Origin of the sequence: Pseudomonas sp. CNPSo 3701, assembly GCF_028674975.1 — a bacterium.
GTDB lineage: Bacteria > Pseudomonadota > Gammaproteobacteria > Pseudomonadales > Pseudomonadaceae > Aquipseudomonas > Aquipseudomonas straminea.
Map to the genome: position 1 here is coordinate 190,115 of NZ_JAQZSI010000002.1, position 25,860 is coordinate 215,974.

Consider the following 25,860-nt stretch of genomic DNA (forward strand, 5'->3'; position numbering starts at 1 on the left):
GAGTCCTCACTGCCGCTGCTTGATCAGCAGGTACAGAAAATACGGGGTGCCGAACACGGCGACGAAAATGCCGGCGGGCAGGTCCAGCGGCAGGAACAGGGTGCGCCCGGCCAGGTCGGCAAGCATCACCAGGTTGGCGCCGACCAGCGCCGCCATGCAGGCCTGGGCGGCGAAACCGATGGGGATCAGCTGGCGAGCGATATGCGGCGCGATCAAGCCGACGAAGGCCATGGCGCCGCCCCAGGCGATGGACGAGCCGGCCAGGGCCACGCTGACGGCAAGAAGCGCGGCGCGCAGCCACTGCACGCGCACGCCGATGCCGCGGGCCAGGCCCTCGTCCAGTTGCTGAACCACCACGTGGCGCGACAGCAGGACCAGAACCGGCAGCAGGCACAGCAGCACGCCCGCCAGCGCCTTGACCTCTCGCCAGCCCGCGCCGTACACGCTGCCGGTCAGCCATACATAGGCCGACAAGGTGGTGCTCAGCGGGCTGAACACCAGCATGAAGGTGGTGGTCGCCGCCAGCATGGCCGACACACCGACGCCGATCAGCACCAGCCGCAGCGGTGACGTGCCTTGCTTCCAGGCCAGGCCGTAGACTGCCAGCGCGGCACTGCCGGCGCCGAGCATCGCCGCCAGCGGCAAGCCGCCCATGCCCCAGGTCGCCGCGAAGGCCGACAGGTACAGCACCGCCGCCGCACTGGCGCCGCTGGACAGGCCAAGCAGATCCGGCGAGGCCAGGGGATTGCGCACGATGGCCTGCAGGATCAACCCGGACACCGCCAGGGCCCCGCCGATCAGCCCGCCGAGCAGCAGACGCGGCAGGCGCAATTGCTCGACGATGAAGCTCAGCCCTGCCCCGCCCTCGCCCATCAGCACGGCAGCGACTCGCTGCGGCGAGAGCATGACTTTGCCCAGACACAGGCCGAGAACCAGCACGAAAAGGCTGAACAGCACGGCCAGCAGCAGGCGCAGTGCGCCGGTGCCTTCGATACGCCGAGAGAACCAGCCCCAGCGCAGGATGCGAGGTCTAGGCATTGCGACCTCCACGGCGTGCTAGGGCAATGAAAAACGGCGCGCCGAACAGCGCGGTCATCACCCCGACCGGCACTTCCTGGGGCAGGATCACCACCCGGGCGAGCATGTCGGCGACCAGCAGCAGCGTGGCGCCGAGCAGCGCGCAGCCAGGCAACATCACCCGGTGGTCGATGCCGACCAGGCGACGCACTATGTGCGGCACGATCAGACCGATGAAACCGATGCTGCCCGCCAGGGCCACCGCGCTGCCGGCCAGCATCACCACCAGCACGCCGAGTTGCAGGCGGATCAGGCCGGTGCGCTGGCCCAGGCCGATGGCGATCTGCACGCCGGCATTGAGCACGTTGACCTGGGCGCCGAGCAGGCAGGCCACCAGCAGCGCCACCAGCGCGCAGATCAACAGCGGCACGGCGGTGGCCAGGCTGCGCTCGCTGAGCGAACCGGCCAGCCAGAACAGCACGGTATCCAGACCTTGTTGATCGATCACCAGCAGCGCCTGGCTGAACGCCGTGAACAGCGCGGTGATCGCCGCCCCGGCAAGCACCATGCGCAACGGGTTGAGCGCGCCCTGCCCGCTGTTGCCCACCGTCCAGACCAGCGCACCGGCCATGGCGGCACCGCAGAAGGCGCTCCACAGCCATTGCTCAGGCGCATTCAGGGAGAACAGCGACAGGCTGACGATCAGCGCGAAGGTCGCCCCGGCGTTGATGCCGAACAACCCCGGCGAGGCCAGCGGGTTGCGGGTCATGGCCTGCATCAGCGCGCCGGCCACCGCCAGGCTGGCACCGACCACCACCGCCATCAGCGTGCGCGACAGCCGGGTGGTGTTGACCAGCAGGTGATCGACGTTCGAGGGATCCGCATGCAGCAAGGCGTTGAACACCGTGTGCGGGGCGATCCAGCTGGGGCCGGTGGACAGACTCAGCACGCAGCAAGCCAGCAGCACGAGCGAAGCGATGATCAGTTTGCTCCACGCCATCATGCCGCGGCGTCCTGCAGCAGGGTGCGTTCGATATCGTCGAGAACGCGATTGGCGCTGAGGATGCCGCCGGAAAATATCCAGGCCACACCATCCACCCACCACACCTGCCCGGCTTTGGGCGCGCTCATGCGCTGCCACAGCGGGTGATGGGTAATCGCCTGATAATAGCGCTGCACCGCCGGGCTGTCGGCACGGCCGAACACGAAGAACACGTCGGCATCGGCCACCGGCAGGCTTTCGCGGCTGCGCAACTTGATGGACACCCCGGTGGCATCGCGGCTCTGGCGGTTCCACACGAAGCCCAGTTCGGCCAGCACGCTGCCGGCGAAGCTGTCGTGCAGGTAGCTGCGCACGTGGTCTTCACGCACGTCCAGCACCGATACGCTGAGCGGCCAGCGCGCGCCGAACTTGCTGGCCAGGCGCGTGCGCAAGGCGCTGATGCGTGCATCCCAGCGTGCTTGCAAAGCCTGCGCTTCGACGTCGCGCGCCGTGGCGGCGCCCATCACGCGCAGGGTGTGGCGGAATTCGAATACCTCGTCGAGCATCACCACCGGGCACAGCTGTTCGAGCAACCCCTTGACCCGCTCGTGGCGAAAGCGCGAGGCGACGATCAGGTCCGGAGTGAGCAAGGCGATGTCCTCCAGGCTCGGCTGGGTTTCCAGGCCGACATGGGGCACGCCTGCCAGCGCCGGGCGCAGGTAGCGATACATGGGCTTCTCGCTCCACGAATCGACCACGCCGGCCGGCCGAATGCCAAGCGCCACCGCAGTGTCGGTGGCGCCTTGAAACAAGGTGATGACGCGCTGCGGTGCAGGCCCGGCCTTGGCCAGGGGCATTGCACCGGCAGCGATAACGCCCAGGGAAAGGCGCATCAACGTGCGCCTGGACAACGATCCACTAGGTTGCAAACTCGATCCTTTGTAATGGATTGACGACTAACCCCTTGCCGAACGGCATGCTGCCCGGCCCACCGGCCCGTTCGATCATCGGGCGCAGCAGGAGTTTCTGCGGCCAGGTGTCGGACTCGAACAACTGGCCACGCAGCACGGCGCGCGCGTCGTCGTCGAATGGCACAGCGGCGATCCGCTCGCTCAGGGCATCACGCAACACCCGCCAGGCCTGCACGGCCGGTATTTCGTAAACGCGCTCCAGGGTATCGATGATACCGCGCAGGTTGACCTGGATGCCCAGGGTCTGCAGCCAGAACAGCAAGTCTTCGGGGCGCTCATGGTACAGCGTCTGGGCATGACCTTTCTTGATTCGGTACTGCGGATCGAGCATGCCGTTGCGCTCCAGCCAGGGCACGTACAGGCGCAGCGAGTCGTGATCACGCAGGAGCAGCCCACTGACCGTGCCGGCGTCGTACACCAGCACGGCGTTCTGGCCGTGCACTTCGCCGAGCATGCCGAGGCGGAACATGCGCAGGTTGACGTCGAAGAACAAGGTGCACAGCTCGCCGAACAGTTGCAGCACCGACGCAGGGCCGACAGGCAGGCCGCGCTGGCGAATGCAGTCGTCGAAGAAATGCCGGTCGCTGTCGGGCAATGGCGTCCCCAGCGCGGCCATGGGCAGCAGGCGCTTGGCAGGGTCTGCGAGCAGCGCTGGCGGGTAGCCGCGGACCATGGCCGAGAGATGCCGCGGCGCCTCGTCGAACAAGGTGCCGCCGTCGGGCATGTAGCCCCACCATTTGCTCTCGTCACAGATGTGCAGCGTCTCGCGCAGCACCTCGTCGCGCTCGCGGCCCTGGCGCAACAGCGCCTCGCTCAGCCCGCCGTTGATCATCTTCACCGCCGGCAGGTAGCGAGAGGCGCCGAGGGAATACACCGCCATCGGCAGCTTGATGTGATCGGCCGGCGCCGCGGCGCAGGCCAGCGAACGCAGCGACGAGGTGGGATTGAAGCGGCCTTCCTGGAAGCTCAGGCGCCGGCACTCGCCCCGCTCGAAAGCCGCGCCGAGCTGCGCAGGCAGCACCTGCTCAAGTTGCCAGGGATGCACCGGCAGGGCGACGTGGCTATCGGCAATGCCCAGGGTGCGCAGCTCGGCGTCGAGCTGCGCGTGCTGCTCAGGCTCGAGAATGAACTGGGCCGGCTGGCAGCGCGCCAGTGCCTCGATACCGGCACCGAAGGTCAGGCAGCTCTTGGCCACCGCGACCCAGTTGAGGGCCAAGGGCTGGTCGAACTCGGCCTGGTACTGGCGGTACTGCTCGTCATCCAGGCCCTGCTTGGCCTTGGCCAGGGGATGGAACGGCCGGTCGCGCAGCGAACCCCACTGTTCCATGGCCAGGAAGAACGCGGCGCCGTCCTTTTCCAGCAGGCCTTCGGTCGGCACCTGGTGGTCGAGGGACAGCGCGGTCTGCCCGACGCTGGTGCGCAGCACGTCCATGAACAGCTCGATGCCCTTGTCGTTGTCGACCGCATCGACTTTCACGCCTTTCAGGGCCAGGGCCATGAAGGCATCCGGGGTGAGTTGCCGGGTGCTCTGCCCCTGCACGTCCAGTACCGGCGTGCCGGGCACCTTTTCCCAGGCCTGGGTGATGCCGGCGCGCAGGGCGACCGCCAGACCGCGTTGCTCGGCGGCGTCGTAGTGCCAGTGCCAGATCCTGTGCGGCACCTGCAGATCGGCTAATGGCGAATCCGGGTGCGCGGCGCGCCAGGTGGCGGGCTCGATCAGGTGGGCGTCGAGGGCGCCGAAGAAATCTTCGGCCAGCAGGCAGTCGACCAGGTCCTGCATCACCAGGTCAGCGGCAATCGAGTGGTTGGTATGAATCATGGGATCAGTTTCCTCGCGTCGAGGTGGCGGCCAGCTTGGCCTGGAGGGCGCGAAACGCGATGCCGCGTTCGTCACCCAGCACGAAAGTGTTGACGCCGCGTTCGAGCCACCGCAGGTGGTCGTCGGGCTGGCGTGGAATGGCGCAGTACGGAATGCCGGCTGCCTGGGCGGCGCGCCAGGTATCGAGCAGTGCTTGCTGCACCGTCGGCTGGTCGATCCGCCAGGGCGTGCCGAACGACTGGGACAGGTCGGCAGCGCCTTCGAGAATCATGTCCAGCCCCGGCACGGCGGCCAGCTCGGCGGCGCGGCGCACGCCCTCGACGCTCTCGACCATGGCCACGACCATGATCTGCGCGTTGGCCTCGCTGACGTACTCGGCCAGGCTGGCCTTGCCGAAGGCGCCGGGGCGCCCCGCATTCAGGCTGCGCTCACCCAGCGGGTGATACTTGCAGGCACGGATCGCCGCACTCAGCTCCTCGGGGCGCTCGACCTGCGGCATGACTATGCCCTGGGCGCCGCCGTCGAGCAGGCGCAGCATGCGTTTGGGCGCGAAGTCCGGCACCCGCACCAGCGGCGTGAGCGCATAGCTCTCGGCCGTGCGGATCATGTGCTCGACGGTTTCCGGGTTGATCAGCACGTGCTCCATGTCGATGATCACGAAGTCGTAGCCGGCCTCGGCAATCAGCTCGATGGACGCCGCCGACGGAATCGAGGCGATCAATCCGCGCACCGCCTCACCGGCAGCCAATTGCTGCTTGAGTCGGTTGGTTCTCAGCATGGACGTGGCCCGTGGCGGTGCATGGGATTGGCTACGTGCTTGAAGCGCCGCTCGCCATCGCCCAGCAGCCGGCGCTTGGTCAGCTCTTCCACCTCGTATTCGGCGGCGAACACGTCGAATGCTTCAAAGCGCGCGGCGTGCTGCGGGTGCTCGTGCTGATAGTCGAGCACCACGTCTGCGGTCATGCGCCAGAACTCGCCCTCGTCCAGGCCGTAGTGCTGTCGCAGGAAGATCGCCATCTCGGCCAGGCAGATGAAGAAGAAGGCGTCGCAGGAGAAGTCGCGCACCGCGTTCAGGTCATCGGTGAGGATGAACGAATTGCGGTTCAGCTTGGCGTGGCTCGCCGGCAACGGTACCAGCTCGGGCGCCAGTTCCGAGCGAGCCAGGTGCGCCGGCGAATAACGCACACCGTCGTGGAAGTCCTTCAGGGCGATACGCTCGGGCCAGCCGTCACGGTGGATCAGCACGATGTTCTGGCCGTGGGATTCCATGCCGATGCCCTCGGCATACAGCATGTGCACGATGGGCGCCACGCTGACGCGCAGCAACTGCTGCACCCAGGCGTGCAGGCCGTATCCGGCGATCCAGGCATCGATGAACGGGCGCTGCTCGCCCTCGCCATAGCGGTTCTCGACATGGCTGAGGCCGTTGAACGGCACGCCCTGCTCGCCCGGCTTCAGGTAGCGGTTGAGGTTTTCCCGCCAGATCGCGCCCAGGGTGCCGTAAGTCTGGCTCTGGCGGATGGCGGGCAACTGGGCGTAGTCGAAGCTGACCCCGGCGACTTCACCGAGAACCACGAAACCCAGTTTCTGGGCGGTGGCGTCGCTGGCGATCAGCCGTTGCAGCCAGTCGTTGATGATCGGCCCGTTGAGCACCGTGTGCCGCGCCAGGATGCGCGTGCTCGAGGTGTTGGTCATGCTCAAGGCGAGCTTCACGTACGGCCGGGTGGGCTGTTCGACGTTGGCCAGGGTGCGGATCGACTGCTGAGGGCGGTAATCCGGGCCGGACGTGCCCAGGTACAGCAGCTCGCCGCCGGCCAGCTCGGCCTGGAAGTTCGGCACGATGACCTGCTCCCACTGCCAGGGGTGCACGGGAATCGGCCAGTAGTCGGCGAGCGCGCGGCCCTGCTCGGCCAGTGCCCGGTCGATCTCGGCCCAGCGCCCGGCGCCGAATTCATCCTCGAGAAAGCGCTGCAGGTCGATGCCGTGCGACTGGTTCACCGAGCCCAGCCTGCGGGCGATGCCCAGCCAGACCACCGCCAGCGGCTGACCGAACTCCGGGCCATAACGACGGTTGTCGTCCAGGGAAAAGCCGATGCGCGACTTGTAGCACGGGTGGTAGCTGTGGGCATCCATGAAGTGCCGCTCCAGGCTGTCGGCATCCAGGGTGTGCGGCGCTGCAGCGGGCCGGTAGTCCTGGCTGCGCGACTGCAGGTCCTTGAGCAGCGTCTGCTCCAGTTCCTGGATGAAGCGCGGCATGTGCGGGCCGTCGGCCAGGTCGCCGAGCAGCTCGGCGATGGCCTGGTGCAGATCCGGCTGAGTGGCCTGGCCAAGGGCGTCGATACGCTCCAGGGTGGCCGAGTCGAGGCGGATGATGGCGAAGCTGTCGCTGAGCAGGCCCTGGCAGCGGTACTCGACCGCTGCGCCCTGCTCGTCAGTGCCGGCGACGATAAAGCGTTGGCGACCATCGTCCAGGGGCTCCTGGCGATAGCTCAGCACGTCCTCGTAAAGCAGGGTTTGCAACAGTTGCCCGACCACCCGTTGCGACACCTGGCGGTAGCGTTGCGGGTTGGCCGGGGTCAGCCATGCGTGGGCATGGGCGATCAGTTCGGGCATACGAAGGGGAGAAAACGAAGACATTGATAGACACCTCATGAACGGTGTTCGGACAGGGCCGAGCCGGGCTCGGCGCCGTCGTTGGAAAGGGGAAAACGCCAGGCGAACGGCAGGGCGAGGAGGATCAGCACGGCGGTGGCGATGAACACTTCACCGACGGCGCTGGCGGTACCCGCGTGGGCCGCCCCCCAGCTATCGCCCAGGCGAACCTGCAGCCACAGCGACGCCAGCACGATGGCCAGGGACGACAGCAGACGCCGGGAGATGTTGTTCATCGCCGCGCCCTGAGTGATCAGCGCCTCGGGCAGCACGTCCAGCCCGGCGGTGGTCACCGGCATGTAGGACAGCCCCAGGCCGGCGCCGCGCACCACCATCAGCAGGCAGATGGCGAGCATGCCGACATCGTGGTCGATGGTGCCCAGGGCGAAGGTCGCCAGTCCGGTCAACAGCAAACCGGTAGAGACGATGCCGCGCGGCCCGTGACGATCCAGCAACTGGCCGCCGAAGTGGCCGAACAGGCTGGCCGACAAGGCGGTACAGAGCAGCGCGATACCGGTCCAGATGGCGCTGTGACCCATGACCATCTGCACCAGCAGCGGCACCAGCACCAGGCACTCGAACATGCCGATGGACTGCACCACGGCGATCACCACGCTGGAGCGATAGCCCTTCAGCGCGAAGATGCGCAGCTCCAGCAAGGGCGCCGGGTGGCGCAACTGGTGCCGCACGAACGCCGCCAGGCAGAACGCCGCCAGCAGCAGGCCGAGCAGGTTGAACGGATCCTGCAACGCTTGCAGGTCGTGCAACCGCCCCACGGTGATCATCAGCACGCCGATACCGATCGCGACCAGCAGGTAGCCGCTCAGGTCGAACGCCTTGGCAGCGCCCGCCTCGCTTTTCGGCAGCACGTTGACGCCCAGGCCCAGGGCCAACAAGCCGATAGGCACGTTGACCAGGAACAGCGCGCGCCAGTCGTACCACTGCAGCACCAGGCTGCCGCACAATGGCCCGACCGCCGGGGCGAGCATCACGGCAGCGCCCCACAAGCCGGTCACCGCACCGCGCTCACCTTTCGGGTAAACCGAAAAGATGATCGCCAGCGACAGCGGAATCATCAGCCCGCTGGCGACGCCCTGCACCACCCGGGCAGCGATCACCCAGGCGATCGAGTCGGCCATGGCGCCCAGCAGCGAGCCACCGATGAACAGCCCCAGGCCGGCGAGATACAGCGGCTTGCGGCCTGCACGCTGGGCCAGGTAGCTGGTCAGCGGCATGGTCATGCCCATGCTCACCATGAACGCCGCGACGATCCACGTGGCCATCACCGGGCCCAGCGCGAACGCCTCGATGAAGGCCGGCAATGCCGGGTTCAGCGAGGTGTTGTTGAGGCTCACGGTGGTGGTGCCGAGAATCACCGCCACGACCACCAGGCGACGTGACGCCAGCATCAGCCATCACCTCGGCCGACGAACACCTGCTCCGGGCGCGGATGACAGAGGAAGTCGGCGTGGGAGATGTTGTAGCCGTACGCGCCGGCCATGGGCAGCACCAGCAGGTCGCCAACGGCCGGATCGACCAGTTGGCGACCACGGCTGAGCACGTCCTTGGGCGTGCACAGCTGGCCGACCACGCTGAAGGGCCGCGACACGCCGCTCGGTTCGCGCCCTGCCGCCGGCAGATGGATCACCGGGTGATCGTGGCCCTGGGCGACCGGCAGGCGGAACTGGTGGGTACCGCCGCGACAGATCAGAAAGTGCTGGCCGTGGCTGGATTTGCTGTCCAGCACCTCGATGGCGTAATAGCCGCAGTACGCACTGATGAAGCGCCCCGGCTCGAAGCGCACCACCGGTGCATCCGCCAACGCCCCGAGCCGGCGCTCCAGATGGCGACACAGGCGTGGCCAGTCGAAGCGCTCGCCGCTCAGGTAGTCGACGCCAATACCGCCGCCGACGTTCAAGTGGGTCACGCTCTCGGGCCGGTTGGCCAGAGCCTTCCACTGTGCCCAGCGCTCCAGGTACAGATCGAGCAGCTGCTCATGGCGCTCGACTTGCTGCTGGTGGGACATCGCGTGCACGTGGAAACCCTGCAGGCGCAGGTGGCTGCTGGCCTCCACCCGCTTGACCGCCTCTGGCACCTCGGCTTCGTCCAGACCGAACGGCGTCGCCGTGCCGGCCATGGCAAGCCGGCTGGACAGCGTGGCCGGCAACTCCGGGTTGATGCGGACGAACACCGCCTGCACCTTGCCCAGCTCGGCGACGATGCGCTGCAAACGCTCGATTTCGCCCAGGCTTTCCACGTGAATGGCCGCCACACCCTGGCTCAATGCAGCGCGAAAGTCCGAGGCCAGCTTGCCGGGCCCGGAAAACACGAAGGGCCGGTCGCTGGACGCCGCCTGCAGCCGTTCGATCTCGCCACCGGAGGAAATCTCGAAGCCATCCACCAGCGGCGCCAGGGTGCGCAGAATCGGCGCTTCGCTGTTGGCCTTGATCGCGTAGAACAGCTCGACACCGGCCGGCAGCGCGGCCATCACCTCGCGCACGTGCTGGGCCAGGGCGTCGAGGTCGTAGACGAACACCGCCAGCGGATCGGCCGCGCGGCTGCGGGCCTGTTCGATGGCATCCAGTACGCTGGCGGGCAGCTTATCCATGGCTCACCTCCTCCGCCCACGGGCACGCCAGCCAGACGTAACCGGCATGCCGGTCGGCCTGGGCCGACAGGCGCACCTTGAGATTGGTCTTGCAGGCGATCGGTTCGCCGGCCAGCAAGGCATCCAGCTCCGGCGCCGGGCGCACCAGCTCGCGGCGCAGCGCCTGCAGCTGCCGTTCGACCCGCTGCCACATGGCGGCGGCCAGGTGCGGCCGCTCCCAACTCAGCGCCAGGATGGCCTCGGACAGGTTGTTGACGAACAGGCAGTAGCTGATGCGCTTCCAGCCCTGCTCGCGGGTGTAGGTCAGCGACTGGCGAACGCGCTCGGCAATGCCTGTTTCCAGGTGATTCACACCGAGGTCGTCGGTGAGCTTCACGCCTTCGAAGTCGCGCAGCAGCAGTTGCGCCGGCCAGCCGTTGTCGTGCACCAGCACAGCGTTCTGCAGGTGCGGTTCGAGCACCACGCCATGGTTGAAGAACAGCGCCAGCACCGGGCACAGCAACAACGCCTGGTAGGCCTCCAACCAGTCCAACAGGTAATCGTCGCTGGGCTTGCGAGCGCCCGGTTGTTGCAGGAAGCCGTGAATCAGGGGGCGCAGCTGCAGGTTGCGCGCGAACAGCGTGCCGGCCATCAGGCAGGACTGCGGCGCGGCGTGGCGACAGAAGTTCTCGCGCAGGATGGCGCCGGTCTGCTCGCGGAACCAGTGCGCATCCTCAAAGCTGCTGCCTGCCGGCGCCCAGCTCAACGCTCCCGGTTCGCTGACCAGGGTGGCGCCACCGATGGTCGCCTGATGCTCACGTTGCAGGCGGCTGAACAGGCGGTCGATGAACAGCGCGCTGTCCAGCTCGTACCAGGCGTTCTTGCGCACGCAATTGGTGATGCGCACATTGAGCGAGCCCTTGAGGAAGTAGTCGCGGCCTTCGCCGTACCAGGTCCGCATCGACGCGGTCGGGCTGGCCAGTGGGCCTTTCTGACCGAGGTCGACGATCTCGCCGCTGGCGACCAGTTCCTTGACCCGCGGATCGGCCAGGAACAGCTCGGCCTGTACCGGGTGCAGGCCGATCACCACCCGCCCGCTGCGGGCCAGGCGCTGGTCGGCGAAACCGGCCAGCACCTGCTCGTCGCTCAGGCCATTGCCGCGCAGCTGCAAGCCGTCACGCGGGACCTCGAGCACATGCAGCGGTACCCGTGCGCGGAATTCCGGCGCGTAGGTTTGCTGCCCCAGGTGCTCGGGCCACAATCGGGCCTTGGGCGCCGGGTGGTTGGGGTGGCCGAACCACAGGCCCTGCTCGCTCGCCAGATAGTCACGCAGCGGGTCGTTGCCCTCGCTCTGCAAGGCGTGATCGACGATGGCGGCGGTCACGCCCTGGCTCTGCATCACCTGTTCGAGCAATTCCTCGTTACGCGAGCCGGTCAGTTGCTGGCAGGCCTCGAGCAGGTGCGCGGCAAACTCGGCGAACGGCGGGCAATACCAGTCGCCATCTCCCTCGCGCTTATACAGGTCGCTGAGGTAACGCTGGCTGCCGAGCGGGTCGCGACGATCCACCAGCACCAGAAACTGGCAGTTACCCGGCAGGTCGATCAGCAGAGGCAGGCCCTTGCCCTGCATCGCGCGCAGGTAATTGGCCGGCGCGATGCCGCGCACATGGGCCGGCCAGGAATAACGGGCGCGGTTTTCCGGCAGCGCGAATTCCTTGATCAGGCAGTTGAGCAAGGCATGGGTGGCGGCCATTTCGCTGATCACCCGGGCCATGCTGCCGCGCACCGAATCGATGCGGGTTACGCTGGCCGCTTCCTCGAAAGCGGTCGGGTAGGCACGCGTGGCGCGTGCGGTTTGCTCAGCCACGGGCACCTCCCAGCGCTGCGACCAGTGCGCGCTCGAAACGGGCGACCACCTCGGCGCACTGCGCCTCATCGATGATCAACGGCGGCAGCAGGCGAATCACGCTGCCATGTCGCCCGCCGCGCTCGAGCAGCAGGCCCTGCTTGAAGCATTCGCTCTGGATGGCCGCCGACAGCGCGGCGTCCATGGGATGGGCGCCTTTTGCATCAGCGCTCTGGCGCTCGTCGACGATTTCCAGCCCCAGCATCAGCCCGCGGCCACGCACCTGGCCGATCGCCGGATAACGCTCGCGCAGAGCATTCAGACGCGCCTTCAGCCAGTCGCCGCGCACACGGGCCTGCTCGGCCAATTCGTCACGCTGGATGATCTGCAGGGTGGTCATGCCGCTGGCCATTGCCATCTGGTTGCCGCGGAAGGTGCCGGTGTGGGCTCCTGGCTGCCAGGCGTCGAACTCGCGCTTGATGGCCAGCACCGCCAGAGGCAGGCCGCCGCCGACCGCCTTGGACATGACGATGATGTCGGGCTCGATACCGGCGTGCTCGAAGGCGAACATCCGCCCGGTGCGGCCGAAGCCGGCCTGCACTTCATCGACGATCAAGAGGATGCCGTGGCGTTGGGTCACCTCACGCAAGGTGCGCAGCCAGGCATTGGGCGCCGGGTTGGCACCGCCCTCGCCCTGCACCGCCTCGACGATCACCGCCGCCGGCAGGCTGACGCCGCTTTCGACATCCTCGATGAACTGGGTGAAGTAATGGGACAACGCCTGCACGCCCGCCTCGCCACCGATGCCCAGCGGGCAACGGTATTCATGGGGGTACGGCATGAATTGCACGCCGGGCATCAGCGAGGCCACGGCATCCTTCGGGCCGGTATTGCCGGTCACCGCCAGGGCGCCATGGGTCATGCCGTGGTAGCCGCCGGAAAAGGCGATCACGTTGCTGCGCCGGGTCACCGTCTTGGCCAGCTTGAGCGCGGCTTCCACGGCATCGGCGCCGGACGGCCCGCAGAACTGCAGGCAATAGCCGTTGGCCGGCAGCACACCCAGCAGGGTTTCACTGAAGGCGTCCTTCAGCGGCGTGGTCAGGTCCAGGGTATGCATCGGTACCCCGGAGGCCAGGAAGCTCGACAAGCTGTCGACGATGGCCGGATGGTTGTGGCCCAGCGCCAGGGTTCCGGCCCCGGCCAGGCAATCGAGGTAGCGGCGCCCCTCGACATCCGTCACCCACACACCCTGCGCCTTGGCGATGGCCAGGGGCAGCTTGCGCGGGTAGCTGCGCACATTGGATTCGAAGCGGTCCTGGCGTGCCAGGTAATCCGCGTTGTTGCTGTGTACCGCCTGGCGATCGGATCGCTCCAGCGGCAGGGTACGTTCACTCAACATGGTGCTCGCCTCTATCTGTTCGAGGCTCCGGGTGGAGCCGTTGAAAGTCGTCAGCACTGCACTCATCAGTAAGGCGGTCAGTAACGGCAGGTCATGCCGAATGCGGGGGCACCTTCTTCGAGGCGTCCCGCTTCATCCCTGAATGGTTGGTTTTATTGTGTTCAGCGAACGCCCGTTACCAGGCGTTCGCTGTGGAGGTGCAACGGAAAAATCAGAAGCCGAGGGTGGCCGACAGCACGAAAGTGCGTGGAGTTGAAAGGGTCAAACCAGCAGCGCTGTCGTCCGAAGCTCCAGCGGAAATCCAGTCACGGGAATTGGCGACGTTTTCGACGGTGCCGCGCAGGGTCACGTCAGTCTCGTTGACTTTAAAGGCGTAGCGCGCGCCGAGGTCATAGCGCGTCCAAGAGCCAATTTCCTGGTTGTTGGCCTGATCCAGATACTGCGAACTGCTGTAGATGCCACGGCCTGTCACCGTCAGGCCCTGGATGCCTGGCAGATCCCACTCGGCACCGAAGTTGGCATTGAGCTTGGGTGTGGCCGGTGCACGGTTACCATCGTTGGCACCGCCGTTGTTGGTGTCTTTCAACTCGCTATCGATGTACATCACACCACCGAGCAGTCTGATCCCATCAACGGGCTCGCCGAATACGTTGAGTTCGACACCATCATTGACACGTTTGCCGTTGGGACCGAAGTTGCCATCGTCTGCAGTGTCATAGGCAGGTTGCTTGATGCGAAATACCGCTGCGGTCAGCGCGAATTTGCCCATGTCATATTTGGCGCCGGCTTCGGCCTGACGGCTGACAAAAGGCGGGAATATGTCGTTTTCATTGGCAGTGCCACTGGGAGCGATTTTGCCCTGGCTCAGGCCTTCCATGTAGTTGGCGTACAAAGACAACTGATCGGTCGCTTTGAAAAGCACGCCTGCAGAAGGCGAGAATTTCTCTTCATCATAAGCAGTTGGTTGCTTCACCCCATCTGACCAGTCATCCACGATAATTCGTTGCCAGCGCCCCCCTACAGTTACCAAAAGCCGGTCTTCCATAAAGCCAAGCGTGTCCGAAAGAGCTATCCCGCTGAAACGATTTTCGGTGTTGTCCTTGGTTGACGGGCGCGTAGGCAAACCAGGTTCAGGCGTCGGTCGAGGGTTGTACAAGTTACTGGTGCCGCCAGCGTAGCGTGTGTCGCCGTTTTCGAAGTCCATGGAGAAATAGTCGGCGGCCAGATTCACTTCATGGCTGACTGCTCCGGTGTTGAACCATTTCCGCACGCCTGCGTTGACGGTCCATACATCCTCATCCCTGCTGAAGCCTCGAGGTGCCACGGCAAAATCGCCGGCCGCATTGGTCACCGATACGTTGTGACGTAGAAAATCGTGACGACTCTTGCGTACACCTACAGCACCGTAAACCATCAGCGAATCATCGATATCATATTCGCCGCGCAGGGCACCAAAGGTGTCACTGGTCTCGGCCTTGCTCCAGGCTTGGGCGTAGTTATGCCGCACATCGTCCGCTTTCGGGATAGGCACGTTTCTACCAACCAACACCCGCTCCTGCGGCGCATCGGTATTGCGCTCGGTGTGCCCTACATCCATCGACAGGCGCAGGCGCTCATCGCGGAAGTCCAGGCCCAGAACCGCCATCTCACGGTCGACCTTCTGGTGATCCCACTCGGTATCGCCAGACTGCTTGACGCCGTTGAAGCGGATGCCGAAGCGGTTGTCCTCGCCGAAGCGGCGACCTACGTCCACCGCGCCGCCAACCTGGCTGTCCGATGCGTAGCTGCCTGTGAATTCGGTGATCGGCTTGTCGGTGGCGCGCTTGGGCACGATGTTGATGCCGCCGCCGACGCTACCGCGCGGAGAGATACCGTTGACCAGCTGGGTCGGGCCGCGAAGGATATCAACGCGGTCAGCCATTTCCATGTCGATGGAGTACGTCGGCATGATGCCGTAGAGGCCGCCGTAGGACACGTCGCTGTTGAACAGGCTGAAACCGCGAATGGTGAACTGCTCGAAGCGCCCACCCGCCGGGTTGGTGGAACGTACCGCCGGGTCGCTGGCGGTCAGGTCGGCCAGGGTGCGCGATTGCGTGTTCTTCACCGCCTCGCTGGTGTAGGTGGTCATGCTCAGCGGCGATTCCATGAAGTCCCGCGAGCCCAGCAGCCCCTGGGAGCTGCGACGGGCGACCTGGCCGCCGGCATAGCGCTCGCCTTCCAGACTTTCCGACGGGATGGTCACGCCGGTAATCGCTGTGGGGGCGATTTCCAGGGTATCGGCGCTGTCGGCAGCGGGCGCGATGGTATAGGCCGAGTCACCTACCGGCTGCAGACGCAGACCGCTGCCCTGCAACAGGCGAGTAAACCCTTCATCGACGCTGAAGGTGCCGGACAGCCCCGGGCTACTGCGCCCGGCGACCAGCACCGGATCTACCGACAGGCTCACCCCGGCCTGGCTGGCGAAACGGCTCAGGGCCTCGCCAAGGCTGCTGCTCGGTACGCTGTAGCTGCGCTCGGCAGTTTGTGCCTCGGCGCTCAGTGGCGCGATGCTGCCCAGACCAAGCATCAGGCTCAGGCAAAAGGTGGAGTAGGAAATCGAAGACACCAGACGAGGCCGATGACGTGTCAGTGATGGCATGGCAGACGCTCTCTTTTTAATTCACTACTACCCATGACAGGCGAGCAGAAAAAAAGGGACAGCCTTCAGGCAATTTTTTCGCGGGGCACCAAAGTGACCCAGTAACGCGTGCGTTTCTGCACGTTCAGCGGTAGGCTGGCAGCCAGCAGATCGAGAACCTGATCGGTGTCGGCCAGGCGGAAACTGCCGGTCACCCGCAAACGCTCCAGGGACGGCGACCAGCGCAGTACACCGGGGCGATAGCGCTCCAGCTCGCGCAGAAAATCACCCAGGGGCTGGTTGTTGGCCATCAATACACCGTCACGCCAGCCCAGCTGCCGCATATCGAAGACCTGGGTGGACTCCACGCGACCGCCGCGTAGCGTCAGCCGCTGCCCTGCCTGCAGCGCCAGGGTGTCGTAGGCATTTGGCTGCAACTGCCCGACGCCCGTGAACATCGAAAACTGGCAACTGTCACCCTGTTGTCGCACGCAGATTTCGCCCGTGCTTAGCGTCGCTTTGCCCTGATCGGTTTCAATGACGAAAGGCGAGCCCGCCGCGAGCCTTAACGCGACCTCGCCACGCAGCAGAATCAGCCGACGCTGAGCGACGTCGAGGTTCAATGCGCTATCGGTATTGATATCCAGCACGCTGCCGTCGATCAAGGTTAGCCGGCGCTGCTCGCCAACCCGGGTCACCAGGTCAGCGCGCCAGATAGGCAATTCATGACTGACCAGCCAGGCGGCCGGCGCCAGGGTAGCGACGCCCAATAGCCCCTTGAGCACGCGCCGGCGCTTTTGATCGGGCCGATCCAGACTGGCCATCGCCAGCTCGGGCGGCACACCGCCAAAGCGCGAGCGCAGGGCCTGGATCTTCTGCCAGGCGTGTTCATGACTGGTATGGGCGTCACGCCAGCGCTGCAGGGCCGCGTGATCGCTTTCGCGGGCCTCGCCGGATTCGATCAGCGTCAGCCAGCGCGCGGCCGAGTGGGCGACACGGCGGGTGTCGTCACTGATCTCGCGCTTCAGCACAGCTCGACCAGCAGGCAATGCTCGTAGGCCTGCACCATATAGCGTTTGACGCTGCGTTCGGAGACATCCAGGCGTTCGGCGATATCCCGGTAACCCAGGCCTTCGAGCTGGCTGAGCAGAAAGGCACGGCGTACCACATGGGGCAGCCCGTCGAGTAGTTCGTCCAGTGCCTGCAGGGTTTCCAGCACCAGCCAACGTTCTTCCGGCGACGGCGCGCAGCTTTCGGGCAGTTGTGCGAGCGCATCGATATAAGCCTGCTCCAGGCTGCGGCGTTTATAGAGGTTGATCAGCAGGCGCTTGCCAATGGTTTTCAGGTAGGCCCGGGGTTCCTGCAGCTCGCTGATCGCCTGGGAGCCGGCCAGCACACGCATGAAGGCGTCCTGGCTGAGGTCGGCGGCGTCCCAGCCATTGCCCATGCGGCGGCTGAGCCACTGCTCCAGCCAGCTGCGATGTTCCCGGTACAGATCGTTGAACGCCCGTTCACTGGATACGGCCAGACCACCCATGCAAGCACCCGTTATGAAGATCAATAACGAGATCGATTCTAATTAACAATTAAGCAGAAAGGTAGCCTTGCCTTCTGATTTGCCTGGCAACCCTCAAACCCTTCGGCACTGCCAGGTACCCTTGCCCATGGTGCGATGCAAAATATTTGGCAAGCGTGGCCGCGGCGCTCTATTGTGCTGCCAATTTTTCGACCGAGCGGCTTGCCATGAAACGACTCTGCATCCTGTTGTTCAGTGTTGTCTGTTCCACTGCCTGGGCGACGGATGCCCCGGCTCCAACTCGCTGGACGCTGCTGGATCAGTTCGAGAAGGCCTACACCCTGGACGACGCCGCCCGGGTGGTATTGGTGGCGCGTAGCATGTCCACGGCCCGGCTAGTGAACGGCGCATTGGAAGAGAAACCGGAGGGTTATCTGGATGCGCGCCACGTGGTTTACGTGGCGGATATCGAAAAGATGCCGTCGTTCGCCAAGCTGGTCGCAGTGCCAGCCATGCGCTCGGCAAAGTACCGCATAATGCTCGACCAGACTGGCCGGGTGGCCAACCGCTACGACGGGGATCGGGAAACCGTGCAGTGGCTGGAAGTCGAGGATGGCAAGGTGGTGCGTGAACAGCGCTTTACCGACGCCGCGGCCCTGCAGGCCGCGCTGGAAGCCCTGCCCCAGTAATCAGCCGAACAGCATGCGCAGAAAGCGGCCGATGTAGACATCGCCGCGGTAGGCCTCGTCGAGGCAGATCTGCGCACGGGCCAGGTGCCCGTCGAGGCGTTCGCGAACCTTCTGTTCGCCACACAGGGCCAGGAGCGTCGACTTGCCGTCGTCCTTGCCCTGATCCTTGTCGCTGTTGGGGTTGATGTCCTGCAGGTCGTCGAAGAGCTGCACCGCATGCCCCAGCTCCACGGCAAAACGCTGCAGCACGCCGCGCACCGGTTTGGGTGCATCGCTGAGCAGATACGCCATGTCCATGATCGCACTGAACAGCACCCCGGTCTTGAGGTTGTTGGTCGCAGCGATTTCCTCTTCGCTACGGGCATGCTTGCCGTCGCGCAAGTCTTGCAGCTGCCCCTTCACCAGCCCTTGGGAGCCGATGGTATTGGCGAGCACTTCCACCAGTTGCGTGCGCACCAGCGGGCGCAGCCCGTCGATTGACGCCACCACGCCAAAGGCCCGCGACAGCAGTGCCACGGCGGCAAGGATGGCGATATCTTCACCAAAGGTCAGGTGTACGGTGGGCTTGCCGCGGCGCAGCTGGGCATTATCCATGCAGGGCATGTCGTCGAGAATCAGAGACGCGGCATGCACCATCTCGATGGCGCAGGCCAAATCCAGTGCCTGGCACTGATCGGCACCCAGGCCGTCAGCAGCCAGCAGCAGCAGCAGCGGGCGCATGCGTTTGCCCGGCGCCAGGGCGCCATCGCGAATCGCCGCGGCGACCAGATCGCGCTCGTTGCTGGCCGCTGGCAGCAGCTCGTCAAGCCGGCCATCGATGGCGGCGCGCAACTGCATCAGGTGTTCGGTAAATCCGCTATCGATCGCTGCGGTCGCATAGGCTGTCATCGTTCACTCTCTTCTTCTATATGCCTGCAGTACGTGAGCACGAGATACGTACTGAGGGTCACGACGCGGTACGATACTGACACCGAAATGAGCGTAACCAAAGCCGATTCGTAATGTTGGAACGTCCAGTGCCTGCGGTTGCCTGATAAGCTGCCCGAAAGGGCCAGGCGGATATATACATGCTATTCGAATATTCCGTTCTGGAAAGACCGCGTGCCCCCCAAAATGATTCCGGCGCAATGGAAATGGAGCCTGCATGAAGAATAGCGACCTTAGTCGGCGTAAGGACGATCATCTGGATATCGTTCTGGATCGGCACAAGGCAACGTCGCGGATCAGTGCCGGCTGGGCACGGTTGCAGTTCGAACATTGCGCACTGCCTGAACTGGACCACGGGGCCATCGACCTGCGCGCCGCCCTGCTTGGCGTCGAATTGCAGGCGCCGCTGCTGATCAGCTCCATGACCGGCGGTGCCAACCGCTCCGAGGCCATCAATCGACATCTGGCCGAAGCAGCGCAGGAGCTGGGCATTGCCATGGGTGTCGGTTCCCAGCGTGTCAGCCTGCAGACCGGCAATGACCAGGGCCTGACCCGCGAGCTGCGCCGCCTCGCGCCGGATATCGTGCTGCTCTCGAATATCGGTGCCGCCCAACTGCTGGAAAAAGACGGCCTCGAACTGGCGCGCCGCGCCGTCGATGCCCTGCAGGCCAATGGCCTGATCATTCACCTCAATCCCCTGCAGGAGGCGGTGCAGGCCGAGGGCGACCGCAACTGGCGCGGTGTGCTGACGCAGATCGCCCGGGTGGTCGAACGTCTTGAAGTGCCGGTAGTCGTCAAGGAGGTCGGCGCCGGTTTGTCCGCCAGCGTGGCTCGTTCGCTGGTCGAAGCCGGCGTGCAGGTCATCGACGTCGCCGGCGCTGGCGGCACCAGCTGGGCGGCTGTGGAAGGCGAGCGCGCGGCCAATGCAGCGGACCGCGCCGTGGCCATGGCGTTTGCCGACTGGGGTATTCCCACCGCCAGCGCCGTGCAGGCGATTCGCAATGCGTTACCGGATGTTGCATTGATTGCCTCCGGCGGCGTGCGCGACGGCGTGGATGCCGCCAAGGCCATTCGCCTGGGCGCCGATATCGTCGGCCAGGCGGCCAGCGCACTGCCCGGTGCGACGCTGTCGACCGAAGCGGTGATCGAGCATTTCCAGATCGTCATCCGCCAACTGCGCACTGCCTGCTTCTGCACCGGCTCGGCCAGCCTGGCTGCACTGCGTCACGCGCCCTTGCTGGCGAGCCAGGCATGACCCACTTCGCGGTTATCGCACCGCCCTACTACAGCCATTTCCAGGCTCTGCAGGCCCTCGCCGGCGAACTGATCGAACGTGGCCACCGGGTGACTTTCTTTCACCAGTCCGACGCCGCCCACTGGCTCAGCGATCCGCGGGTGACCTTCCGTGCGGTGGGCGTCGGCAGTCATCCGCCGGGCAGCCTGGAGCGCACCCTGCACCAGGCCGCGCATCCGGATACGCCCTGGGGGCTACGGCGCATCATCAAACAGATGGGTGCCACCAGCGCGATGCTCTGCAATGAGCTGCCCCAGGCGCTGGCAGACAACGAAGTCGACGCCCTGCTCTGCGACCAGATGGAGCCGGCTGGCGGACTGGTCGCTGAAAGCCTGAATCTGCCCTTCGTATCAGTGGCCTGCGCACTGCCGGTCAACCGCGAACCGGGCCTGCCGCTGCCGGTGATGCCCTTCGCCTACGGCACCGACGAGCGCAGCCAGCACATGTACCGCGGTAGCACCCAGGTCTACGACTGGCTGATGAAACCGCTCGGCAAAGTGATTCAGTCCTCGGCCGTGCGCCTCAGCGTGCCACCACGCACCGCGCTGCACGAATGCCTGTCGCCGCTGGCGCAGATCAGCCAGACCCTGGCTGGCTTCGATTTCCCGCGCAGCCAACTGCCGGCGCATTTTCATGCGGTCGGTCCCCTGCGCAGCCCGTCCACACCGCAGCAGGGCCAGTGGCCAATCGACGAGTCGCGCCCGTTCTTTTTCGCCAGCCTGGGCACCTTGCAGGGCGACCGTCTCAAGCTGTTCGAGCGCATCGCCAAAGCCTGCAAGCGTCTCGATGGTCAGTTGCTGATCGCCCATTGCGGCAAGCTCGATGCTGTCCAGGAACGCCGGCTGATCGATTGCGGCGCCACCTGGGTCACCGATTTCGCGCCGCAACAGTGGGCGCTGGAAAAGGCCGATGCGGTGATCACCCACGGCGGCCTGAACACGGTGATGGATGCCATCGTCGCGCGTACGCCGATGCTGGTGATGCCAATTGCTTTCGATCAGCCGGGCGTTGCCGCACGAGTCGCCTACCGCAACGTCGGCAGCCAGCTCAGCCGGCGGGCCAGCGCCGCACGTATCGAGGCGGCGCTGCGCGAACTGCTCGCCAAACCCTTGCCCGGTTTCGATCCACTGATCGAGGAACTGCAGCAGGCCGGCGGCGTAAAGCGCGCAGCTGATATCGTCGAGGCCGCCGTGGTCAGCCACGCCACTGCACAGGCGCACACCTTATGACCTACGATTTGATTCTTGCCGGCGGCGGTCTTGCCAACGGCCTGATCGCCTGGCGCCTGCACCAGCAACGCCCGGATCTCAAGGTGCTGTGCATCGAGGAACAGGCAAGGCTGGGCGGCAACCACACCTGGTCGTTCCATGACGGCGACCTGAGCGAGGCTCAGCATCGTTGGCTGGAACCGCTGGTGGTAAAGCGCTGGGCCAGCTATCAGGTGCAGTTCCCCTATTTGTCGCGCTCGTTGAACAGCGGTTACGCGAGCATCACCGGCGAACGCTTCGCCGAGGTGCTGACTCCGGCGTTGGGCTCGATGCTACGTTTGAATAGCGCCATCAGCGAAATCAGCCCGACCCACGTGCTGTTGGACAGCGGCGAGCGCCTCGAGGCTCGCGCTGTAATCGACGGCCGCGGTGCTCGGCAAAGCGATCATCTTGTGCTTGGCCAGCAGGCCTTCGTCGGCCAGCTGCTGCGTCTGGAGCGGCCCCACGGCCTGACCGCGCCGATCATCATGGACGCCCGGGTGCCCCAGGGCGAGGGCTATCGTTTCGTCTATGTGCTGCCCTTCTCGGCGGACACGCTGCTGATCGAAGACACCCATTACGTCGATAACCATCGCGCCACCACCGAGCAGCTTCGCGAGCATATCGCCGTCTATGCGAGGCAGCATGGCTGGCAGGTGGCTGAGTGCCTGCGCGAGGAACAGGGCGTGCTGCCAATCACCCTGGCCGGTGATTTCGACGCTTTCTGGAACGAGGCCGCCGGCCAGCCGTTATCCGGCCTGCGTGCCGGGCTGTTTCACTGCACCACCGGCTATTCCCTGCCCCATGCCGTGCGCCTGGCCGACTGGCTGGTGAGCTATCAGTTGCGTGATGCCGCCACCCTGGCCCGTGATCTGCGCGAACACGCCCGTTGCGAATGGCGCAACCAGGGCTTCTATCGCCTGCTCAACCGCATGCTGTTCCTGGCCGGTCGGCCACAGGATCGCTGGCAGGTGATGCAACGTTTCTACGGCCTGCCAGCCGGGTTGATCGAGCGTTTCTACGCCGCCAGCAACCCCTGGTACGACCGCGCACGAATTCTCATCGGCAAACCGCCGGTCCCCGTTGATCAAGCCATGCGGGCGGCCCTGCGCCACTCGCCTCGGCATTTCGAGACGCGTTCATGAACCAAGCGAAAACAGCCATCGTCATCGGCGCGGGTTTCGGCGGGCTGGCTCTGGCCATCCGCCTGCAGAGCGCAGGTATCCAGACCACGCTGCTGGAAAAGCGTGACCTGCCCGGCGGCCGCGCCTACGTCTATCGCGACCAGGGCTTCACCTTTGATGCCGGCCCCACGGTGATCACCGACCCGAGCGCCATCGAGGAGCTGTACGCCCTGAGCGGCCGCAAGCTCGCCGATTACGTCGAGATGCTGCCGGTCACACCGTTTTACCGGCTGTGCTGGGAAGACGGCACGCAGTTCGACTATGCCAACGATCAGGCCGAGTTGGACCGCCAGATCGCCGCCTTGAACCCGGCGGACGTGGCCGGCTACCAGCGGTTCCTCGCCTACTCCAAGGCCGTGTTCAAAGAAGGCTACCTGAAGCTTGGCGCGGTGCCGTTCCTGTCGGTTGGCGACATGCTCAAGGTCGGCCCACAGCTGGCCCGCCTGCAGGCGTGGCGCAGCGTTTATTCGATGGTGTCGAGCTTCGTCGAGCACGACAAACTGCGCCAGGCGTTCTCCTTTCACTCGCTGCTGGTGGGCGGCAATCCGTTCGCCACCTCGTCGATCTATACACTGATTCACGCCCTGGAGCGCGAATGGGGCGTGTGGTTTCCCAAAGGCGGCACCGGCGCGCTGGTGCAAGGCATGGTCAGGCTGTTCGAGGACCTTGGCGGCAAGCTGGAACTCAATGCCGACGTGGTGGCCATCGACACCCAAGGCAACCGTGCCACCGGCGTGCGCCTGCAGGATGGCCGGCACTTCAAAGCCGACAGCGTGGCCTCCAATGGCGACGTGGTGCACACCTACGACAAACTGCTGGCCGGCCATTCTCGCGGTCGCCAGGAAGGCAAGCGCCTGAAGGGCAAGCGCTTCAGTAACTCGCTATTCGTGATTCATTTCGGGCTCAAGCGTCCGCAGCCGCAGTTGCAGCACCACACGGTGTGCTTCGGACCGCGCTACCGCGAACTGATCGAGGAGATCTTCAAGGGCCAGACCCTGGCCGAGGATTTCTCGCTCTATCTGCATGCGCCTTGCGTGACCGACCCGAGCCTCGCGCCTGAAGGCTGCTCCAGCCATTACGTGCTGTCGCCGGTGCCGCATCTGGGCAATGCACCCATCGACTGGAGCGTCGAAGGCCCGCGCTACCGCGACCGTATTCTTGCTTATCTCGAAGAACACTACATGCCGGGGCTGCGTGAGGATCTGGTGACCTGCCGGATCTTCACCCCGGATGATTTCCGCGACGAGCTTTACGCGTATCAGGGCTCGGCGTTCTCGCTTGAGCCGGTGCTGCAGCAGAGTGCCTGGTTCCGCCCGCACAACCGCGATGCTCAGCTGAGTAATGTCTATCTCGTTGGCGCCGGCACGCACCCAGGCGCGGGGGTACCCGGCGTGATCGGCTCGGCCAAGGCCACCGCCAGTCTGATGATCGAGGATCTGCAGGCATGACTGGTGCGGTGCAGGACGATGCGCTGATCGAACATGCCAACCAGAGCATCGCCGTGGGCTCGAAGAGCTTCGCGGCGGCTTCTAAACTGTTCGACGAACGAACCCGTCGCGGCGCCGTGATGCTTTATGCCTGGTGCCGCCACTGTGACGACGTGATCGATGGCCAGGAAGCTGGCCACGACGCCGTATGCATCAGCCGCGAGGAAGCCGAACGTCGCCTGGCGCATCTCAAGGCACAGACCCACGCGGCCTACAGCGGCGTCGAATTGGACGACCCGGCATTCGCCGCCTTTCGCCAGGTGGTGCTGGCCCATGACATCCCGCAGCAGCATGCCCTCGAGCACCTGGCTGGTTTCGAGATGGATGTGCTGGAGCGCCGCTACCTGAGCATCGATGACACCCTCGAATATTGCTACCACGTTGCCGGCGTGGTGGGCCTGATGATGGCCAGGGTGATGGGTGCCCGCGACGAGGCCACTCTGGATCGCGCCTGCGACCTGGGCCTGGCGTTCCAGCTGACCAATATCGCCCGCGACATCATCGATGACGCCGCTGTAGGCCGCTGCTACCTGCCCGAGCAGTGGCTGGAAGAGCACGCCATCCCTCGAGATCGGGTCGCCGATATCCTGCATCGCCCGGCGGTCGCCGTGCTCGGCCAACGCCTGGTCGAGCTGGCCGAGCCCTACTATGCCAGCGCTCAGGCAGGCCTTAGTGCCCTGCCCTGGCGTTCGGCCTGGGCGGTGGCGACGGCGGCGGCGGTGTATCGGCAGATCGGCATGAAAGTGCTGGACGCTGGCGATCACGCCTGGGACGAGCGTATTTCCACCTCCAAGGCGGAGAAGATCGGTGCGGTGCTGATCGGCCTGTGGCAGGCAATCACGAGTCGTTTCGCACGCTGGCCGGCTCGCTCCGCTGAGCTGTGGCAGCGTCCCCATCCGTCTTGCGCAGCGGACCATCATGCATTGCCCGCAGCTGGGCCTTCAGACGCGCCGTAGTCGGCGCGTAGAGAAAGCCGAAGGACACGCAGCGCTCCTTGCCCTCCACAGCGTGGTGCATCAAATGCGCCTGGTACAGACGCTTGAGGTAGCCGCTGCGCGGCACGAATCGAAACGGCCAGCGGTGATGCACCAGGCCATCGTGAACGACGAAATACAGGAAACCGTAAGCGGTCATGCCGGCGCCGATCCACTCCAGCGGGTGCCAACCCTGGGTGCCCAGGGCGATCAGCACGATGGCCAGCCCGGCGAAGACCACGGCGTACAGGTCGTTCTTCTCGAACCAGCCTTCGCGCGGCTCGTGGTGCGAGCGATGCCAGCCCCAGCCCCAGCCGTGCATCACGTATTTGTGAGCGTAATAAGCAACGCCTTCCATGGCGGTCAGGGTGGCGAGAAAAACCAGAGCGTTGATGATCATCGGGTAACCGGCGCAAGAGCGCTGAAAAGGTAAAAAGGCAGTTTGCCAACTTGCAGGGCAATGACCAAGCAAGATCGCCGCGCATACGGCTCTGCTATCGGACCCCAGGCCAAGCCATCCAATCCATCTGTTTGGAACTGCAAGTGCTGCGGCGATTGTAGCCGCAGAGGGTGATCGCCGTATGGCCTAGGTCAACAAAGCGCAGGCAATAAAAAACCGGGCGCCTGGCCCGGTTTTCTCGATCAGTGTCGC

General features: G+C 65.2%; 21 protein-coding genes. 6 read left to right on the forward strand and 15 right to left on the reverse strand.

From position 1 onward, the window contains the following. Positions 1 to 6 precede the first annotated feature (6 nt). The 13 genes from PVA39_RS07675 to PVA39_RS07735 form a co-directional block, all read right to left on the reverse strand. Entirely contained in the window at positions 7 to 1,038 is a 1,032-nt protein-coding gene (locus PVA39_RS07675) for a FecCD family ABC transporter permease (RefSeq protein ID WP_274123576.1), read from the reverse strand. Continuing rightward, complete coding sequence (locus PVA39_RS07680; protein ID WP_274123577.1) at positions 1,031 to 2,020, reverse strand: FecCD family ABC transporter permease; 990 nt, start codon at positions 2,018 to 2,020, stop codon at positions 1,031 to 1,033. The genes PVA39_RS07675 and PVA39_RS07680 overlap by 8 nt, the downstream gene beginning before the upstream one ends. Beyond that, the gene (locus tag PVA39_RS07685; protein WP_274123578.1) at positions 2,017 to 2,928 is read right to left on the reverse strand and encodes an ABC transporter substrate-binding protein; all 912 of its coding nucleotides are present in this window, start codon (positions 2,926 to 2,928) and stop codon (positions 2,017 to 2,019) included. The genes PVA39_RS07680 and PVA39_RS07685 overlap by 4 nt, the downstream gene beginning before the upstream one ends. Beyond that, positions 2,918 to 4,789, reverse strand: a complete 1,872-nt coding sequence (locus PVA39_RS07690; RefSeq protein ID WP_274123579.1) for an IucA/IucC family protein — start codon at positions 4,787 to 4,789, stop codon at positions 2,918 to 2,920. Before PVA39_RS07690 ends, PVA39_RS07685 begins: the two co-directional genes overlap by 11 nt. 4 nt (positions 4,790 to 4,793) lie before the next feature. Beyond that, entirely contained in the window at positions 4,794 to 5,567 is a 774-nt protein-coding gene (locus PVA39_RS07695; RefSeq protein ID WP_274123580.1) for an HpcH/HpaI aldolase family protein, read from the reverse strand. Further along, entirely contained in the window at positions 5,561 to 7,426 is a 1,866-nt protein-coding gene (locus tag PVA39_RS07700; protein WP_274123581.1) for an IucA/IucC family protein, read from the reverse strand. Before PVA39_RS07700 ends, PVA39_RS07695 begins: the two co-directional genes overlap by 7 nt. Before the next feature lie 11 nt (positions 7,427 to 7,437). Next, on the reverse strand, positions 7,438 to 8,850 hold the full coding sequence (locus PVA39_RS07705) for a DHA2 family efflux MFS transporter permease subunit (RefSeq protein WP_274123582.1): 1,413 nt from the start codon (positions 8,848 to 8,850) through the stop codon (positions 7,438 to 7,440). Then, positions 8,850 to 10,049 (reverse strand): type III PLP-dependent enzyme, encoded by a 1,200-nt coding sequence (locus PVA39_RS07710; protein WP_274123583.1) that lies wholly within the window; start codon positions 10,047 to 10,049, stop codon positions 8,850 to 8,852. Before PVA39_RS07710 ends, PVA39_RS07705 begins: the two co-directional genes overlap by 1 nt. Beyond that, positions 10,042 to 11,802 carry an IucA/IucC family protein gene (locus PVA39_RS07715; protein WP_274123808.1) on the reverse strand — a complete coding sequence of 587 codons (1,761 nt, stop codon included), beginning with the start codon at positions 11,800 to 11,802 and terminating at the stop codon, positions 10,042 to 10,044. Before PVA39_RS07715 ends, PVA39_RS07710 begins: the two co-directional genes overlap by 8 nt. Before the next feature lie 85 nt (positions 11,803 to 11,887). Beyond that, complete coding sequence (locus PVA39_RS07720) at positions 11,888 to 13,273, reverse strand: diaminobutyrate--2-oxoglutarate transaminase (protein ID WP_274123584.1); 1,386 nt, start codon at positions 13,271 to 13,273, stop codon at positions 11,888 to 11,890. 211 nt (positions 13,274 to 13,484) lie between these two features. Further along, positions 13,485 to 15,911 (reverse strand): TonB-dependent receptor, encoded by a 2,427-nt coding sequence (locus tag PVA39_RS07725; protein ID WP_274123585.1) that lies wholly within the window; start codon positions 15,909 to 15,911, stop codon positions 13,485 to 13,487. A gap of 65 nt (positions 15,912 to 15,976) precedes the next feature. After that, positions 15,977 to 16,921, reverse strand: coding sequence for a FecR domain-containing protein (locus tag PVA39_RS07730; RefSeq protein WP_274123586.1), 945 nt, complete (start codon positions 16,919 to 16,921; stop codon positions 15,977 to 15,979). Further along, complete coding sequence (locus PVA39_RS07735; RefSeq protein ID WP_093504647.1) at positions 16,915 to 17,427, reverse strand: sigma-70 family RNA polymerase sigma factor; 513 nt, start codon at positions 17,425 to 17,427, stop codon at positions 16,915 to 16,917. The genes PVA39_RS07730 and PVA39_RS07735 overlap by 7 nt, the downstream gene beginning before the upstream one ends. A gap of 206 nt (positions 17,428 to 17,633) precedes the next feature. Between PVA39_RS07735 and PVA39_RS07740 the strand changes: the two genes are divergently transcribed. After that, positions 17,634 to 18,095, forward strand: coding sequence for a hypothetical protein (locus PVA39_RS07740; RefSeq protein WP_274123587.1), 462 nt, complete (start codon positions 17,634 to 17,636; stop codon positions 18,093 to 18,095). On the opposite strand, the gene PVA39_RS07745 is transcribed toward PVA39_RS07740, so the two are convergent. Then, positions 18,096 to 18,983 carry a polyprenyl synthetase family protein gene (locus PVA39_RS07745; RefSeq protein WP_274123588.1) on the reverse strand — a complete coding sequence of 296 codons (888 nt, stop codon included), beginning with the start codon at positions 18,981 to 18,983 and terminating at the stop codon, positions 18,096 to 18,098. A 256-nt stretch (positions 18,984 to 19,239) separates the two neighbouring features. Between PVA39_RS07745 and fni the strand changes: the two genes are divergently transcribed. The 5 genes from fni to crtB are packed head-to-tail and all read left to right on the forward strand — an operon-like array spanning position 19,240 to position 25,190. Beyond that, complete coding sequence (gene fni, locus PVA39_RS07750; protein WP_274123589.1) at positions 19,240 to 20,277, forward strand: type 2 isopentenyl-diphosphate Delta-isomerase; 1,038 nt, start codon at positions 19,240 to 19,242, stop codon at positions 20,275 to 20,277. Next, positions 20,274 to 21,545 (forward strand): glycosyltransferase, encoded by a 1,272-nt coding sequence (locus PVA39_RS07755; RefSeq protein WP_274123590.1) that lies wholly within the window; start codon positions 20,274 to 20,276, stop codon positions 21,543 to 21,545. Before fni ends, PVA39_RS07755 begins: the two co-directional genes overlap by 4 nt. Continuing rightward, the gene (gene crtY, locus PVA39_RS07760; RefSeq protein WP_274123591.1) at positions 21,542 to 22,708 is read left to right on the forward strand and encodes a lycopene beta-cyclase CrtY; all 1,167 of its coding nucleotides are present in this window, start codon (positions 21,542 to 21,544) and stop codon (positions 22,706 to 22,708) included. The genes PVA39_RS07755 and crtY overlap by 4 nt, the downstream gene beginning before the upstream one ends. Continuing rightward, entirely contained in the window at positions 22,705 to 24,195 is a 1,491-nt protein-coding gene (locus PVA39_RS07765; RefSeq protein WP_274123592.1) for a phytoene desaturase, read from the forward strand. Before crtY ends, PVA39_RS07765 begins: the two co-directional genes overlap by 4 nt. Next, on the forward strand, positions 24,192 to 25,190 hold the full coding sequence (gene crtB, locus PVA39_RS07770) for a 15-cis-phytoene synthase CrtB (protein WP_274123593.1): 999 nt from the start codon (positions 24,192 to 24,194) through the stop codon (positions 25,188 to 25,190). Before PVA39_RS07765 ends, crtB begins: the two co-directional genes overlap by 4 nt. Here the strand turns inward: crtB and PVA39_RS07775 are convergent. Continuing rightward, positions 25,072 to 25,608 carry a sterol desaturase family protein gene (locus PVA39_RS07775; protein ID WP_274123594.1) on the reverse strand — a complete coding sequence of 179 codons (537 nt, stop codon included), beginning with the start codon at positions 25,606 to 25,608 and terminating at the stop codon, positions 25,072 to 25,074. The two genes, crtB and PVA39_RS07775, sit on opposite strands and share 119 nt — an antisense overlap. Positions 25,609 to 25,860 lie beyond the last annotated feature (252 nt).

Bases quoted from the DNA above. Each gene is read 5' to 3' on its own strand.
- PVA39_RS07675 (WP_274123576.1), bottom strand. From the start codon at position 1,038: ATGCCTAGACCTCGCATCCTGCGCTGGGGCTGGTTCTCTCGGCGTATC.
- PVA39_RS07680 (WP_274123577.1), bottom strand. From the start codon at position 2,020: ATGATGGCGTGGAGCAAACTGATCATCGCTTCGCTCGTGCTGCTGGCT.
- PVA39_RS07690 (WP_274123579.1), bottom strand. From the start codon at position 4,789: ATGATTCATACCAACCACTCGATTGCCGCTGACCTGGTGATGCAGGAC.
- PVA39_RS07695 (WP_274123580.1), bottom strand. From the start codon at position 5,567: ATGCTGAGAACCAACCGACTCAAGCAGCAATTGGCTGCCGGTGAGGCG.
- PVA39_RS07700 (WP_274123581.1), bottom strand. From the start codon at position 7,426: ATGTCTTCGTTTTCTCCCCTTCGTATGCCCGAACTGATCGCCCATGCC.
- PVA39_RS07705 (WP_274123582.1), bottom strand. From the start codon at position 8,850: ATGCTGGCGTCACGTCGCCTGGTGGTCGTGGCGGTGATTCTCGGCACC.
- PVA39_RS07710 (WP_274123583.1), bottom strand. From the start codon at position 10,049: ATGGATAAGCTGCCCGCCAGCGTACTGGATGCCATCGAACAGGCCCGC.
- PVA39_RS07715 (WP_274123808.1), bottom strand. From the start codon at position 11,802: ATGGCCCGGGTGATCAGCGAAATGGCCGCCACCCATGCCTTGCTCAAC.
- PVA39_RS07720 (WP_274123584.1), bottom strand. From the start codon at position 13,273: ATGTTGAGTGAACGTACCCTGCCGCTGGAGCGATCCGATCGCCAGGCG.
- PVA39_RS07725 (WP_274123585.1), bottom strand. From the start codon at position 15,911: ATGCCATCACTGACACGTCATCGGCCTCGTCTGGTGTCTTCGATTTCC.
- PVA39_RS07735 (WP_093504647.1), bottom strand. From the start codon at position 17,427: ATGGGTGGTCTGGCCGTATCCAGTGAACGGGCGTTCAACGATCTGTAC.
- PVA39_RS07740 (WP_274123587.1), top strand. From the start codon at position 17,634: ATGAAACGACTCTGCATCCTGTTGTTCAGTGTTGTCTGTTCCACTGCC.
- PVA39_RS07745 (WP_274123588.1), bottom strand. From the start codon at position 18,983: ATGACAGCCTATGCGACCGCAGCGATCGATAGCGGATTTACCGAACAC.
- fni (WP_274123589.1), top strand. From the start codon at position 19,240: ATGAAGAATAGCGACCTTAGTCGGCGTAAGGACGATCATCTGGATATC.
- PVA39_RS07755 (WP_274123590.1), top strand. From the start codon at position 20,274: ATGACCCACTTCGCGGTTATCGCACCGCCCTACTACAGCCATTTCCAG.
- crtY (WP_274123591.1), top strand. From the start codon at position 21,542: ATGACCTACGATTTGATTCTTGCCGGCGGCGGTCTTGCCAACGGCCTG.
- PVA39_RS07765 (WP_274123592.1), top strand. From the start codon at position 22,705: ATGAACCAAGCGAAAACAGCCATCGTCATCGGCGCGGGTTTCGGCGGG.
- crtB (WP_274123593.1), top strand. From the start codon at position 24,192: ATGACTGGTGCGGTGCAGGACGATGCGCTGATCGAACATGCCAACCAG.
- PVA39_RS07775 (WP_274123594.1), bottom strand. From the start codon at position 25,608: ATGATCATCAACGCTCTGGTTTTTCTCGCCACCCTGACCGCCATGGAA.